General features: G+C 52.8%; 12 protein-coding genes and 3 tRNA genes. 13 read left to right on the top strand and 2 right to left on the bottom strand.

Features of this window, described 5'->3' with window-relative positions; translation table 11 throughout:
- Positions 1–35 precede the first annotated feature (35 nt).
- The 11 genes from pheA (at position 36) to MJO52_RS14140 (ending at position 12,344) form a co-directional block, all read left to right on the top strand.
- On the top strand, positions 36–1,139 hold the full coding sequence (gene pheA / locus MJO52_RS14190; RefSeq protein ID WP_252082383.1) for a prephenate dehydratase: 1,104 nt from the start codon (positions 36–38) through the stop codon (positions 1,137–1,139).
- A complete protein-coding gene (locus MJO52_RS14185; protein WP_252082381.1) occupies positions 1,139–3,370 on the top strand; it encodes a bifunctional prephenate dehydrogenase/3-phosphoshikimate 1-carboxyvinyltransferase in 2,232 nt (743 codons plus the stop codon). The genes pheA and MJO52_RS14185 overlap by 1 nt, the downstream gene beginning before the upstream one ends.
- 66 nt (positions 3,371–3,436) lie before the next feature.
- Positions 3,437–4,126, top strand: a complete 690-nt coding sequence (cmk, locus tag MJO52_RS14180; RefSeq protein WP_252082379.1) for a (d)CMP kinase — start codon at positions 3,437–3,439, stop codon at positions 4,124–4,126.
- 173 nt (positions 4,127–4,299) lie between these two features.
- Complete coding sequence (gene rpsA, locus MJO52_RS14175; RefSeq protein ID WP_252082377.1) at positions 4,300–5,979, top strand: 30S ribosomal protein S1; 1,680 nt, start codon at positions 4,300–4,302, stop codon at positions 5,977–5,979.
- A gap of 140 nt (positions 5,980–6,119) precedes the next feature.
- Positions 6,120–6,428, top strand: coding sequence for an integration host factor subunit beta (ihfB, locus tag MJO52_RS14170; protein ID WP_252082375.1), 309 nt, complete (start codon positions 6,120–6,122; stop codon positions 6,426–6,428).
- 115 nt (positions 6,429–6,543) lie between these two features.
- Complete coding sequence (locus tag MJO52_RS14165; RefSeq protein ID WP_252082373.1) at positions 6,544–6,852, top strand: lipopolysaccharide assembly protein LapA domain-containing protein; 309 nt, start codon at positions 6,544–6,546, stop codon at positions 6,850–6,852.
- Position 6,853: 1 nt separating this feature from the next.
- On the top strand, positions 6,854–8,044 hold the full coding sequence (lapB, locus tag MJO52_RS14160) for a lipopolysaccharide assembly protein LapB (RefSeq protein WP_252082371.1): 1,191 nt from the start codon (positions 6,854–6,856) through the stop codon (positions 8,042–8,044).
- Positions 8,045–8,091: 47 nt separating this feature from the next.
- Entirely contained in the window at positions 8,092–8,802 is a 711-nt protein-coding gene (gene pyrF, locus MJO52_RS14155) for an orotidine-5'-phosphate decarboxylase (RefSeq protein ID WP_252082369.1), read from the top strand.
- A gap of 141 nt (positions 8,803–8,943) precedes the next feature.
- On the top strand, positions 8,944–9,246 hold the full coding sequence (locus MJO52_RS14150; RefSeq protein ID WP_252082368.1) for a ComEA family DNA-binding protein: 303 nt from the start codon (positions 8,944–8,946) through the stop codon (positions 9,244–9,246).
- 204 nt (positions 9,247–9,450) lie between these two features.
- Positions 9,451–10,329 carry an MraY family glycosyltransferase gene (locus tag MJO52_RS14145; RefSeq protein WP_252086005.1) on the top strand — a complete coding sequence of 293 codons (879 nt, stop codon included), beginning with the start codon at positions 9,451–9,453 and terminating at the stop codon, positions 10,327–10,329.
- A 65-nt stretch (positions 10,330–10,394) separates the two neighbouring features.
- The gene (locus MJO52_RS14140; protein WP_252082367.1) at positions 10,395–12,344 is read left to right on the top strand and encodes a polysaccharide biosynthesis protein; all 1,950 of its coding nucleotides are present in this window, start codon (positions 10,395–10,397) and stop codon (positions 12,342–12,344) included.
- A 167-nt stretch (positions 12,345–12,511) separates the two neighbouring features.
- Here the strand turns inward: MJO52_RS14140 and MJO52_RS14135 are convergent.
- A tRNA-Asn gene (locus MJO52_RS14135) sits at positions 12,512–12,587 on the bottom strand.
- A 46-nt stretch (positions 12,588–12,633) separates the two neighbouring features.
- A tRNA-Asn gene (locus MJO52_RS14130) sits at positions 12,634–12,709 on the bottom strand.
- Positions 12,710–12,950: 241 nt separating this feature from the next.
- Between MJO52_RS14130 and uvrB the strand changes: the two genes are divergently transcribed.
- The gene (uvrB, locus tag MJO52_RS14125) at positions 12,951–14,957 is read left to right on the top strand and encodes an excinuclease ABC subunit UvrB (protein WP_252082366.1); all 2,007 of its coding nucleotides are present in this window, start codon (positions 12,951–12,953) and stop codon (positions 14,955–14,957) included.
- Positions 14,958–15,107: 150 nt separating this feature from the next.
- Positions 15,108–15,184 (top strand) — tRNA-Val (locus tag MJO52_RS14120).
- Positions 15,185–15,190: the final 6 nt, after the last annotated feature.

Raw genomic sequence — 15,190 nt, 5'->3', positions numbered from 1 at the left:
GACAATTATTAACTTCAGGAGAAAGTAGAAAGCGGATGACAGAGGAAACCGTGGGAGGCGACCAGCGCCTGCTGGAGCTGCGCAATCGTATTGATAGTATTGATTCAGAGATCGCGCGATTAATCAGCGAGCGAGCCAGTTGTGCACTGGAAGTGGCTGAAGTAAAGAAAGCGACAGGTGAGGATGCGCTCTACTATCGTCCTGAGCGTGAGGCGCAGGTACTGCGTCGCGCCATGGAGCGCAATGACGGCCCCCTGACGGATGAAGAAATGGCACGGCTGTTTCGTGAGATTATGTCTGCCTGCCTTGCTTTGGAGGAGCCGGTCAAAGTGGCTTATCTCGGGCCAGAAGGTACCTTTACCCAGCAGGCGGCCCTGAAGCATTTTGGTAATTCTGCGCAGAGTCGTCCGCTGGCGGCCATTGATGAGGTCTTTCGCGAGGTGGAAGCCGGCGCTGTAAATTACGGTGTAGTGCCCGTGGAAAATTCTACCGAGGGTGTGATTAATCATACCCTGGACAACTTTATGAACTCCAACCTCAGTATCTGTGGTGAGGTGGAGCTGCGAATTCACCATCATCTAATGATTTCTGACGTGACCCGCCCTGAATCGATCACGCGGATTTACTCCCATGCCCAGAGTTTGGCCCAGTGCCGAAAATGGCTGGATGCACATTACCCCAACGTGGAGAGGGTGGCGGTTTCCAGTAATGCGGATGCGGCCAGGCGTGTTAAAGGGGAGTGGAACGCTGCAGCAATCGCTGGCGATATGGCTGCCGAATTATATGGTCTCAAAGTGCTTTCTGAGAAAATCGAGGACCGACCGGATAACTCAACGCGCTTCTTGATCATTGGTACCCAGCGGGTGCCCGCCAGCGGTGATGACAAAACCTCCCTGATGGTCTCTATGCGCAATGAGCCGGGTGCGCTGCACGATTTGCTGGAGCCATTTCGCCGTTATGGAATCGATCTCACCAGGGTGGAAACCCGCCCATCCCAGTCTGGAAATTGGACCTATGTATTTTTCGTAGATTTCAAAGGGCACCGGAATACAGATGATATTGCGGAGGCACTCAAAGAGGTTGGCGCCTGTGCCTCGGACCTGAAAGTGCTCGGGTCCTACCCGCGCGGTGTTCTGTGATGGAGAAGTCTCATATAGGTCGCTTATTGGTGGTTGGTGTCGGCCTTATAGGTGGTAGCTTCGCATTGTCCCTAAAGGCGGCGGGTGCCTGCCGTGAGGTGATCGGTGTCGCACTCCAAGAGGAAGTCTGTGAAGAGGCAAAGAAGCTGGGCGTGGTCGATCGTGCCTATACCAGTCTGCCGGAAGCGCTCGACTTGTTGGAGGAGGGAGACCTGGTTTTTATCGCTGTGCCAACCTTGGCGGTGGAGTCGGTGTTTGCGCAGTTGAAGGACAATCTGCCCGAAGGTGTAACGGTTACCGATGCTGCCAGTGTTAAGGGAAGTGTGCAGCGCTCGGCGGAAAAGGTCTGGGGCAGGGTGCCGAACTTCCTGGTGCTGGGGCACCCGATTGCTGGCTCTGAGAAGAGCGGGGTTAGTGCCGCACGAGATGACCTTTATCGCGATCACCGTGTCATCCTCACTCCAGTTCCTGATACCGATGTCGATCGCCTGCGCTTGGTGGCTCAGGCTTGGCAGGCTGCAGGATCTGAGGTGCTGACAATGTCGGTAGAAGAGCATGATGAGGTGCTGGCTGCAACCAGCCATCTACCTCATGTAATCGCCTTCAGCCTAGTGGATACCTTGGCCCACGACGCCGAGAATGAAAATATCTTTCGCTATGCTGCTGGAGGTTTTCGCGATTTTACCCGTATTGCCTCCAGCGACCCGGTGATGTGGCGGGACATTATGTTGGCCAACCGGGATGCCATTTTACAGGCGATCGATCTCTACAGTCTCAACCTCTCCTCCCTGCGCAGTGCCATTGCCTCCGGTGATAGCTCGGCGTTGATGGGAGTTTTTACCCGCGCTAAAGCGGCGCGGGATCACTTTACAAAAATGTTGGCAAAACAAGCGTATTCAGAACCTATGCAAGCTAAGGAAGTAACTTTTATTGCCCAGCCGGGTGGCACAGTGAGTGGCAAACTCCGTGTTCCTGGAGATAAATCCATGTCTCACCGCTCAATTATGCTGGGCTCCCTGGCTGAAGGTGTGACAGAGGTGGAGGGATTCCTCGAGGGGGAGGATGCCCTTGCTACTCTGCAGGCTTTCCGCGATATGGGGGTGGTGATTGAGGGGCCGGACAAGGGCCGAGTGACAATACACGGGGTGGGACTTCATGGCTTACAGGCACCGCCCGGCCCCCTATATCTGGGCAATTCCGGAACCTCCATGCGCCTACTTGCTGGTTTGCTGGCGGGGCAAGGCTTCGACGTTACCCTGACCGGCGATGAGTCCCTCTCTAAGCGCCCTATGAATCGAGTTGCCAGCCCATTGCGAGAGATGGGCGCGGCTATTGAGACTGGCCCTGAGGGGCGTCCGCCGTTATTGATCAAAGGCGGCAAGCCTCTGTCAGGGATCAATTACCGGTTGCCAATGGCAAGTGCCCAGGTGAAGTCTGCGGTACTACTTGCAGGCCTTTATGCAGAAGGTGAAACCAGTACCGAAGAACCGGCCCCCACTCGAGATCATACCGAGCGTATGCTGCAGGGCTTTGGTTATGCGGTGGAGCGAAATGGCGCCTGTGCGACCTTGCGTGGTAGTGGGAGGCTTAAGGCTTGCCGTATTGATGTGCCGGCGGATATTTCCTCTGCGGCTTTCTTTATGGTGGCTGCGGCTATTTCCCCGGGAGCCGATGTGATGCTGGAACATGTGGGCATCAATCCCACCCGCGACGGGGTTATCAATATCCTGCGGGCCATGGGTGGCGATATAGAGCTTTTAAATAAGCGTACTGTAGGGGGGGAGCCGGTTGCGGATATTCGGGTTCGCTATGCACCTTTAAAGGGGATTGCCATTCCAGAGGATCAGGTGCCACTGGCTATCGATGAATTTCCCGCACTTTTTATTGCTGCCGCTTGTGCCCAGGGGCAGACGGTATTGACCGGCGCCGAAGAGTTGCGTGTGAAGGAGAGTGATCGCATTCAGGCGATGGCTAACGGCCTTTCTGCCTTGGGTGTGAGCGCGGAGCCTACCGCGGATGGAATTGTAATCGATGGTTCTCCTGAAGATGCTGTATTTTCAGGCGGCACTGTGGATAGTTTGGGGGATCATCGTATTGCGATGGCTTTTGCGGTGGCATCGTTGCGCGCTAAGGATACAATTCGCATCCTCCACTGCGCTAATGTGGCGACCTCCTTTCCAAATTTTGCTGAGCTGGCCGTCGGTGCAGGTCTAAAGCTGCAGTTGGCATGACCTAAGGTATGAGTTAAGGAGGGGCCGGTTTGCGCGGCTTACAATGAAGTTGAGTTGTACAAAAATATGAATGAAACGAACAAGCTGCCACCGGTCGTCACAATTGATGGCCCCAGTGGTTCTGGTAAGGGGACTATCGCAAAGTTGCTGGCGGATAGGCTGGGCTTTGTTCTTTTGGATTCTGGCGCTCTCTATCGGGCTGCTGCTTTGGCAGCCCTGGAAAAAGAGGTGGATCTGGCCGATGAGGATTCGCTGACCGAGGTTGCCAGAGATCTGGATGTTCGCTTTCTGATCAGTGATGGTTGTCTGCAGGTCCTGCTGGAAGGGCGCGAAGTCAGCCATGAAATTCGTATGGAGCGGGTGAGTATGGCGGCCTCTACTGTCGCTGCCATTCCTGGGGTGCGCGCCGCACTGTTGCAGCGCCAGCGTGATTTTCGACTACAGCCTGGATTGGTTGCTGATGGCCGCGATATGGGCACGACCGTATTTCCCGATGCTCCAGTCAAAGTCTATTTGACCGCCAGTGCAGAAGAGCGCGCCAGAAGGCGCGAGGCTCAGTTGCGGGAGAAGGGGGTTTCTGTTAGCCTCCGCGACCTGCTGGAGGACATCCGTGCCCGTGATGCACAGGATATGAACCGGAAAGCGTCGCCCCTGGCTCCTGCGAAAGATGCGGTAGAGCTCGATAGTACTGGGGTGACGATTGAAGAGGTTCTCAACGAAGTACTGGCACTGGTGCAGAAGCGAATCGCGCCCTAAACCACAGAAGTCAGTGGCAGAGAGTTTTTAACGATAACGGCCGGGTTTTGCCAGAATTGCCCGGCCGTTGTTGTAATCCGACCCGCGTTCTGGCATCGCGGTTGGGGTCTTGGCTGGCGGTTGACTAAACTCAACAGTTACCAACGGCTGGACCCAGCACTATAGGTAATGTAATGAGCGAGAGCTTTGCTGATCTATTTGAAGAGAGCCTGAAAAGCGTTGAAATGGCACCGGGCGCTATTGTTACTGGTGTTGTAATTGACGTAGACAAAGACTGGGTAACCGTTCACGCGGGCCTGAAGTCTGAAGGCGTTATCCCTGCTGCTCAGTTCGCCAACGATAAAGGCGAAGTTGAGCTGCAGGTGGGCGACGAAGTACAGGTTGCCCTGGAAGCTGTAGAAGACGGTTTCGGTGAAACCCGTCTGTCCCGTGAAAAAGCCAAGCGTGCTGAAGCCTGGAAAATCCTCGACGCAGCTCACGCAGCTGACGAAGTGGTTAAAGGTGTTATCAGCGGCAAGGTTAAGGGTGGCTTTACTGTCGACGTTGCCAATATCCGCGCATTCCTGCCCGGCTCTCTGGTTGATGTTCGCCCGGTTCGCGACACCGCGCACCTGGAAGGTAAAGAGCTCGAGTTCAAGGTTATCAAGCTGGATGCCAAGCGTAACAACGTAGTGGTTTCCCGTCGCGCTGTGATGGAAGCTGCAACCTCTGAAGAGCGTGAAGCGCTGCTGGAAAGCCTGCAAGAAGGCATGAGCATTAAGGGTATCGTTAAGAACCTGACCGACTACGGTGCTTTCGTAGATCTGGGCGGTATCGACGGCCTGCTGCACATCACCGATATGGCTTGGAAGCGCATCAAGCACCCAAGCGAGATCGTGAACGTTGGCGACGAGATCGAAGTAAAAGTACTGAAGTTCGACCGCGAGCGCAGCCGTGTATCCCTGGGCCTGAAGCAACTGGGCGAAGATCCTTGGGTATCCATCAAGCAGCGTTACCCAGAGAACAGCCGCGTGAAGGCGGTTGTAACCAACCTGACCGACTACGGCTGCTTCGCAGAGCTGGAAGAAGGTGTCGAGGGTCTGGTACACGTTTCCGAAATGGATTGGACCAACAAGAACATCCACCCGTCCAAAGTTGTCCAGGTTGGCGACGAGGTAGAGGTGATGATCCTGGATATCGACGAAGAGCGTCGTCGTATCTCCCTGGGTATCAAGCAGTGCCAGGAAAATCCGTGGGATGCCTTCGCGCGTAAATTCGCTAAAGGCGACAAGATCTCCGGTAAGATCAAGTCCATCACTGACTTCGGTATCTTCATCGGTCTCGACGGCAGCATCGACGGTCTGGTTCACCTGTCCGATATCTCCTGGAACGAAGCTGGCGAAGAAGCTGTTCGCAAGTTCAAGAAAGGCGACGAAATCGAGACTGTTATCCTGGGCATCGATTCCGAGCGCGAGCGCATCTCTCTGGGTATCAAGCAACTGGAGTCCGATCCGTTCTCCGACTACGTATCCACTAGCGATCGCGGCAGCATCGTCAATGGTATCGTGAAGGAAGTAGACGCTAAGCAAGCGGTAATTACCCTGGCAGATGAAGTTGAAGGCATTCTGCGTGCTTCTGAAATCAGCCGCGACAAGGTTGAAGACGCTCGCAACGTTCTGAAAGAAGGTGAAGAGGTAGAGGCTAAGATCACTAGTGTGGATCGCAAGAACCGCGTGATCAGCCTGTCTATCAAAGCCAAAGATCAGGACGACGAGAAGCAAGCCATCAAGGATCACAGCAAGAAGCAGTCTGAGCAGGTTCAGCCCGCTACTATTGGTGACCTGATTAAGGCACAGATGAGCAACAAAGATTAATAGTCTTTAAGTGTTCATTGCTCCAAGTTTGGTGCTTGGAGTGACCCGAAAGCCGGACTGGGGTTGCCCAGTCCGGCTTTCTATTAGATGATTGGCGCTCTACTCCAGAAAATCAATGACTTACAAAGGTTGCGGAGCGCATGACCAAGTCCGAACTGATCGAAAGGATTGCGTTGAGGTTGGATCAGCTGCCAGTTAAGGATGTAGAGCTGGCGGTGAAGGTGATGTTGGATACTATGTCTGACTCCCTGTCGCAGGGTGAGCGTATTGAGATACGTGGTTTTGGTAGTTTTTCCCTACACTACCGAGCGCCGCGCACTGGGCGTAACCCCAAGACGGGGGATGCTGTGGCGTTAGCGGGTAAGTATGTACCCCATTTCAAACCGGGGAAAGAGTTGCGCGACAGAGTCAATCGCAGTATGCATGATGTGGTTGGGATCGAAGTATGATTGCATCTTAGGGCTTGCGGGATCAGAGGGGCAGGGCTCCTCGAGTGGCAGTACCGTTCGCCAGAAAATTCTATTGGCTATTAGAGTCACCCTTTAGTGGAACGTGGAGGTTCCCTTGTCATTTCTGCGCTGGCTGATGCACTTTATTTTCGGTCTTCTGGCCCTGGTATGCGTTGCTCTCGGAATCTATTTCGCGGTGGAAAACTCCCAGGTAATCTCCCCGGTTATTGCAGGCTACTCATTGCAGTCAGGCAGCGTTGGTGTTTGGCTTATCTGCATGTTGCTGCTGGGTGTCCTGCTCGGATTTCTCGCCAGCCTTTTGCCAATTTTTTCCCAGCGTCGCCGCGTGCGAGGTCTTAACAAGCAGCTGAAAAAGATGGAGCGCGAACTCCAGGCTGTTCATCATAAGGCTACCGGAGACTGACTTGCTGGACTTAGCCTATTTCTTCTTTTTACTGGCTGCCGTTGCAATCGGTTGGGTGCTGGGTCGAGGCAGTACCAGGAAAAAGCCTGACTTTAGTGGGCAGGAGCAATCCCTCGCCCGCTCCTATGCTCAGGGGCTCAACTATTTGCTCAGCGAGCATCCCGATGACACTATTGAGAAGTTTATTGATTCTCTTGAGGTAAGCCCGGTCACTTTCGATACACACCTGGCCTTGGGGAACCTCTTGCGTAGGCGAGGGGAGTACGACCAGGCTATTAGAGTGCATCAAAACCTGCTGGCGCGCCCTAGTCTATCAAGGCAGAGCCAGCACAAGGCCCAATTTGAGCTGGCTTGCGACTATATTGCTGCAGGTTGGTTGGATAGAGCCGAGCGACTATTACAAGAGCTGGTTGAGACTTCACAGGAGCTGCGTGCAACCAGCCTCGAGCACTTGATAGAAGTCTATAGGGATGAGAGAGAGTGGGCTAAGGCTATTCATGCTGTAAATCTACTGCATGGCCGCCGCTTTAAGCGGCTGTCAACGGACTGGGCTCCTGTGCAGGCACACTTTTGCTGTGAGTTGGCTGAGGAGGCTATTACCGGCAAAGACTACTTGAGTGCGCGAAAGCATCTCGACGCGGCTTTAGGGTATGATCGAAGTTCGGTCAGGGCTTGCCTGTTGTGGGCGCGACTCGAATATTTGCTCGGCAAGCAGCGAGATGCCATTAAAGTATTGCAGCGGATCCCCAAGCAAAGTCCAGACTATATCCCAGAGATTCTAGAGTTGTTAGTCACCTGCTACGTGGAACTTAATGATGGGAAGGGGTTGGACCGCTATCTTGAGTCGCTTCTCAAGGAGCACCCTTCAAATAGTGTGCTGATTGCCCTGACTAGCAGGATTCAGGAGCAAGATAGCGAAGCTGCCGCTGCAGCTTTTATGGGAAAGCAGCTTGCTCTGCGTCCTTCTTTGCGAGGGCTTGGCCGCTTTCTGGACTTATATATAGGTACTGCGCAGGGTAGATCGAGGGAAAATCTCTCCCTACTGAAAGCGCTTATCGATCAGTTGATCGCTAGCCGCCCACACTACCGGTGTAGCAACTGTGGTTTTTCTGGTAACCAGTTGCATTGGTTGTGCCCCAGTTGTAAGCACTGGGATTCTGTCCGGTCAGTCAAAGGGATCGAGGGTGAGTGATCAGCTCCCTCGGCCACCGTATAACCTAATCCTTAAGAGGTATTTCTTTGCAGTCTCAAGTCTCCTCCCCAGTTATTGTTGCTCTTGACTATGACAGCGCTGATGCCGCGCTCTCCATGGCTGACCAGTTAGACCCGTTGCTTTGTCGGGTAAAAGTTGGCAAGGAGCTTTTCACTATTGCTGGGCCCGACCTGGTTCGTGCCCTTGTGGACCGTGGGTTTGAGGTGTTTCTAGACCTGAAATTTCATGATATTCCCAACACTGTCGCTGCGGCGGTTAAGGCGGCTGCGCGCATGGGGGTCTGGATGGTGAATGTGCATGCTAGTGGTGGAGAGCGCATGATGAGGGCGGCTGTAGATGCTCTGAGTGAATTTGGTGCTCGCAAGCCATTGTTGATTGGAGTTACTGTATTGACCAGTACCACCCCGGAAGAGCTGGCTGCCACTGGGGTTGCTAAACCGCTTCAGGAGCAGGTGCTAAATCTGGCTACACAAGCACAGTCTTGTGGTCTCGATGGCGTGGTCTGCTCTGCCCGTGAGGCTGAAGCGTTAAAAGCGGCTTGCGGCCCCGACTTTGAGCTGGTGACTCCGGGAATTCGTCCTGCGGGCAGTGATGCCGGCGATCAGCGACGGACTCTCACCCCTTCTGAGGCGCTGGATCAAGGTGCTGACCTCTTGGTGATAGGTCGACCTATTACTGCAGCAAAGAATCCCATGGTCGCCCTTCAAGATATATTGACTGAAATTGCAGGAAATTAAGGTTTGTTTGCCTAGACCGGGTGTGATGTAGTGTAATAGCCCTCGGGCAAAGTGTTGTTTGACCTGTTGGTATCATGTCCCGGCTTGGGGAGGTAGAGCTGTCCCAATGTGAAACTAGAACACTTTCACTGGGAGTCGAACATGATTAAAACTCATTCATTACTTTCTTTGCTGTTAGCTATTGCACTTTCATTTCTTTCCTCATCAGTAGTATTTGCCGATGGGGCTGAGAGTGAGCAGCAAGTTGCCTTTGAGGTCAATGTAAACAGTGCATCTGCTGAGGAGCTTGCTGGCAAGCTTCTTGGAGTTGGTGAGGCTAAGGCGCAGTTGATTATCGAGTATCGGGAACAATATGGACCCTTTACATCCTTGGATCAGCTTCTAAATGTCAAAGGGATTGGGGCGGCCACCCTGGATAAGAATCGTGAGCGCATTCGGTTGTAGCTGCTTCTGACTAGCGGTGGATTAAGGTCTTCTTTGCTGAGTGGGTAAGGGGTCTATGTCTACCTATTTGCTTAATCGGGTTAGAGAGAGGGTTCAATCACCCCCTCTGCTGTGAATTTGGCGTCAGCACTTATTTGAGTTTTTAGTGTTGGCGCTATCTCACGCCAATCGTAGAGCATTGAGGAGAGAGGTTTAGTGGATCCGATGTCAGCTTGGTGGCTTCCCTTGCTAGTTGGAGGGGCTCTGAGTTATGGCGTGACGCTTGTCTTGCTGTTGCGCATGCGAAATTTGGCTTTAGATGTTCCTAATCACCGTTCAATGCACAGCGCTCCAATTCCGCGCACAGGCGGATGGGCACTGTTGGCGGGCTGCGGACTGGGCATAGCTGTAGGGCCTGCTTCCCTCCCGTTACCTGTTTATATGTCTTTTGTGTTGCTCCTTGCCGTATCTGCCATGGATGATATTAGGCATGTGGCGGCGAAGGTACGTTTGGCTTTCCAGTTGATTGCTGCTTTGATGGTTGTTCTTGCGCTACCTGTAGGGCTGGAGTGGTGGTGGCTTCCCCTTTTTGTGTTGGGCGGGGCCTGGATGATCAATCTATACAACTTTATGGATGGTATAGATGGATTTGCTGGCAGTATGACCGTGATCGGCTTCTCATCTCTTTGTCTGGCATTCCTCTTGGTGGAAGACTGGGAGTTGGCAGGGGTGTGTGTCTTATTCGTTGTGTGCGCATTAATTTTCTTGCGCTTTAACTGGTCTCCTGCGCAAATTTTCTTGGGAGATGCAGGGTCGACGTGCATTGGCTTGGCGGCGTTTACCTTAAGCTTATTTGGATGGCAGAGAGGAGCCTTTGAGTTATGGTTTCCAATCATTGTTTTTAGCCCTTTTTGGGTGGATGCCAGCATTACATTGTTGCGGCGAATGGCTAGCGGGCAGCGTTGGTGGGAGGCGCATCGAGAACATTTTTATCAGCGCTTGGCTATTCGTATCGGGGTGGCAAAAGCGCTCTACCTGCAGCTGATTCTGATGATCGCAGCCTCTGTCCTGGCGTTCACTTTTTCTGCTTTCGCGGCAACTTGATTTCAACGGTCGCTTTTAATTGGCGCCACGGATTGGTTGACTTTTATGTATGGGGTAATCCTGTGATGGGAATTTGGCGAAAGCTGGAGAGGGCTAGGAAGCCGGTTTTGATGTTGCTGTTTGACTTGGCAATGCTGAGTGCTGCCTTTTTTATGGCGATGGCAATTCGATTGAATGGATTAGCTGAAGCCGTAACACTCCCAATGCTGGGTTGCTTGATTATTACGATCTGCTCTAGCAGTTTAATATTTCTAAAGCTTGGCCTTTACCGCACAGTTATCCGCTATATGGGGCAGAAAGCGGTTATTGCTGTGCTCCAGGGAGTTACCGCATCCTCAATTCTGCTTGCGGTTGCCTCTTATTTGACGACCGCAGGTGTCCCTCGCTCGGTTCCCGTAATTTACTGGTGTTTCGCGTTGATAGCAGTTGGGGGGTCTCGGTGGCTCGTCCGAATTTACTATCAAATGGCGTTGGAAATTCATAAAACGCGAGTGGCAATTTATGGGGCTGGTACTGCTGGCCTGCAAGTTTACAAGGCCCTGCTTCACGGTGAGGTCTACAAGCCGGTTGCCTTTTTTGATGATAACACCTCAAAGCAAAAGACCCTGATAGATGGTGTTATGGTCTACTCCCCTTCAAGCATACTTGATGTGGTCGCTGAGCATGATATTGCTGAAGTATTGCTGGCGATGCCTGGTGTTCCAAAGCGCCGGCGCCGAGAAATAGCGAGAGGGCTCCGTGATCAGGGGTTGGTAGTCAAAGCTATTCCTGGCGTAGAGGAGCTGGTTGATGCAGCAGGCCGTACCGAAGATATGTCCCAAACCTATGAGAATGTATTAGGCAGGGCCCCGGTGGAGCCTGAGAAGGCTTTGATAGCTGGTTCCATTAGCGGCAAAGTAGTGCTGGTGACGGGCGCTGGCGGCTCTATTGGATCGGAGCTTTGCAGGCAGATTGCCCAGTGGGGCCCGGCTCATTTGGTGCTGGTGGAATCTTCAGAGTATGCGCTTTATCAAATGGAGCGCGAGCTTCGTCAGCAGCAGCAGGATGAGGGGTATCAACTTCGGGTGACCGCGCTGCTTGGCGATGTTCGGGATAGAGTCCGGATGGCGGATATCATCAAGGGTTTCTCGGTTAATACCATTTATCATGCCGCTGCTTATAAGCATGTTCCCCTGGTTGAGCAAAATGTTGTTCTGGGGGCGGACAATAATGTACTGGGCACGTTGTCGGTTCTGGAGGCTACGGAGGGCTCTAAGGTGGAGCAGTTTGTGCTGATCTCCACCGATAAGGCTGTACGCCCTACGAACGTAATGGGGGCTACCAAGCGTTTCGCGGAGTTGGTGTGCCAGGATTATGGGCGTCGCTCTGCTCAAATGCGGGTTTGCATGGTGCGCTTTGGTAATGTGTTGGGGTCTTCGGGTTCGGTGATACCCCTGTTTACGGATCAGATTAATGCGGGCGGTCCTGTCACTGTAACCCATCCAAAAGTGACGCGTTACTTTATGACCATTCCTGAAGCGGCTCAGCTTGTATTGCAGGCAGGCAATATGGGGCGCAATGGCGATGTGTTCGTTCTGGATATGGGGGAACCAGTCCTTATATATGACCTTGCTGAGCGGCTAATTAGGGTTATGGGGCACTCTGTGAAGGATGATAAAAATCCTGATGGGGATATTGAGATTCAAGTGACAGGTTTGCGTCCTGGGGAAAAGCTCTATGAAGAGCTGCTACTCGGTGACAATGTATTGGGCACTGATCACTCGATGATAATGCGTGCGGAAGAAGAGTTTTTGGACCCTGGGGTCTTGCAGCGATTGATTGCAGGGCTGAGGCAGGCTTGCGTAGAACATCATTGTGAAAGGGTTCATCAGATTTTGTCTGAGGCGGTAAGTGGTTACACCTCAAAGCAAGGTTTAGTCGATGCTGTTTGGTCCCGGTCTCGCACTGTGAAGCCCCAGATAAAAATGGCCACGGTGGAGCGTCTTCCTGTTACCAGTGAGGGCGGCTTGCACTAGCTTGCCAGGTAAGCTGTTAGATGAGCTCCTGACTTTGGGGGCTTGTAAGCCCTAGGGTGGAATATAGGTAAAAGCCATTCTGCCCATGGGGTGAGGGAGGTGCGGTGAAGTATGAAGAAAGTGAATAAGAAAAAACCCCGCATAGCATGCTATGCGGGGTTTTTGTTTGGCTCCGCCTGCTGGGCTCGAACCAGCGACCCAATGATTAACAGTCATTTGCTCTACCAACTGAGCTAAGGCGGAATTTAATCTAACTTATAGAGCGCAAATTAAGCTGCGCATTGAAATTTGGCTCCGCCTGCTGGGCTCGAACCAGCGACCCAATGATTAACAGTCATTTGCTCTACCAACTGAGCTAAGGCGGAATATCTTTTCGGCTGTGCCGTTGAGATGGCGCGTATATTATAGAGCACTCCTGGCGAGGTCAACCCCTTTTTTGATCTTTAACTAATTGATTTGTCAGGAAATTATTTATTTGGCCTGTGCGCAAAATGCCTCAGGTCTGGGTGGGGCGGGGTAGGACGCTATTCTCTTGTATTTGAGGGTGGTATGACGACAGCCTACAATCCGCTGTTGCATGAACGATTGAGTGGTTGAGGGAAGTGTATGGAGTCGCGACCTTTTAAGGTGGAATCTAAGTATCAGCCGGCCGGGGATCAGCCGCTGGCGATCGAGCAGTTATCCGAGGGTATAGATGACGGCTTGAGTCATCAAACACTGCTAGGGGTTACCGGCTCAGGTAAGACCTTCACGATGGCGAATATTATCGAGCGCTTGCAGCGCCCGGCGATAGTGATGGCTCACAACAAAACGTTGGCAGCTCAGCTCTATGGCGAGTTCAAAGAGTTTTTCCCCAAGAATGCCGTCGAATACTTTGTTTCTTATTATGACTACTATCAGCCCGAGGCCTATGTTCCCTCCTCGGATACTTTTATTGAGAAAGATGCATCGGTAAATGAGCACATTGAACAGATGCGCCTTTCCGCCACCAAGGCACTGATAGAGCGGCGTGATGTTGTGGTCGTTGCCACGGTATCGGCTATTTACGGTCTGGGTGATCCTGATAAATACCTAAAAATGGTATTGCACTTGGATCGTGGCGACCTGGTGGATCAGCGCACAATTTTACGCAGGTTGGCGGAGTTGCAATATACGCGCAATGATGCTGATTTCCGCCGCGCAACTTATCGTGTGCGCGGCGATATTATTGATATCTACCCGGCCGACTCCGATTTGGAGGCGGTACGCCTGTCTCTGTTTGATGAAGAGATTGAAGAGATCACCTTGTTTGACCCGCTTACTGGAGAGCAGTTTAAGAAAGTTCCCCGGGTTACCATCTTCCCCAAGAGTCACTACGTTACCCCGCGTGAGACCATTGTCAGCGCTATTGATGAAATCAAAGATGAGCTGCGAGTGCGTCTGGAGCAGTTGCGCGGTAATAACAAGTTATTGGAGGCGCAAAGGTTGGAGCAGCGCACCCGCTACGACCTGGAAATGATGCAGGAGTTAGGATACTGCAATGGTGTGGAGAACTATTCCCGCTACCTCTCCGGCCGCAATGCTGGTCAGCCGCCTCCCACGCTATTCGACTACCTGCCAAACGATGCACTGCTATTTATCGATGAAAGCCACGTAACCGTGCCACAAATCGGGGGCATGTATCGCGGGGATAGGTCGCGCAAAGAGACCCTTGTGGAGTATGGTTTCCGCCTGCCTTCTGCCCTGGACAATCGCCCCCTCAAGTTTGAAGAGTGGGAGCACCTGGCCCCGCAAACGGTATTTGTTTCGGCAACGCCAGGGCCCTATGAAGCCGACCACGCGGGGCAGGTGGTGGAGCAGGTGGTGCGGCCCACAGGGCTTGTTGATCCGGAAGTAGAAATCCGCCCGGCTCAGACCCAAGTTGATGATGCGCTCTCTGAAATTCACCGCTGCGCGGAAGCGGATCAGCGAGTGCTGATTACCGTGCTGACAAAGCGGATGGCAGAGGACCTGACTGAGTATCTGGCGGAGAATGGGGTGCGGGTACGCTACCTCCACTCCGATATTGATACTGTCGAGCGGGTGGAGATTATTCGCGATCTTCGTATCGGTGAGTTTGATGTGTTGGTGGGTATTAACTTGCTGCGAGAAGGGCTGGATATGCCTGAAGTGTCACTGGTGGCTATCTTCGATGCTGACAAGGAGGGTTTCCTGCGCTCTGATCGCTCCCTGATCCAGACTATTGGGCGAGCGGCGCGCAACCTTGAGGGGCGGGCTATTTTGTATGCGGACAAAGTAACCGGCTCCATGGAGCGTGCGCTTGAAGAGACTCGTCGCCGCCGGGAAAAACAGATTGCTTTCAATAAAGAGCATGGCATTACCCCGAAAGGTATTCGCAAAAGCGTTGCGGATATTCTTGAAGGTGCTGTGGCGCCCGGTGTACCCAAAAGTAAGCGCAAGGTGGCAGAAGGGAAAGGTGCCTATAAGGTCGATGACAAGCCGATGTCCGATAAGCAGCGCTGGGCGCGAGTTGCTGAGCTGGAGAACCAGATGTATGAGCACGCCAAAAATCTGGAGTTTGAATCTGCAGCGAAGCTGCGAGATGAGATTGCCCACCTGAAGGAGGCGGAATAGTTTAGTTGAGGGCGGCTTTTTCGGCTGCCCTCACCGCCACGATAACTTAAAAAAACTCTGCAAAAAGTTCAGTAAGTTGTTGAAAACACTGAAAAGCGGTGCTAAAGTTCGCGCTCTTCGCAGCACTGGGTTCCCCCGCTGCAGAGTTCTAGACCCGTAGCTCAGTTGGTTAGAGCGCTGCCTTGACATGGCAGAGGTCAGCGGTTCAAATCCGCTCGGGTCTACCATCTTCA

The sequence above is a fragment of the Microbulbifer variabilis genome, from assembly GCF_023716485.1.
GTDB lineage: Bacteria > Pseudomonadota > Gammaproteobacteria > Pseudomonadales > Cellvibrionaceae > Microbulbifer > Microbulbifer variabilis_B.
This window is presented reverse-complemented; position numbering and strand designations above follow the sequence as displayed.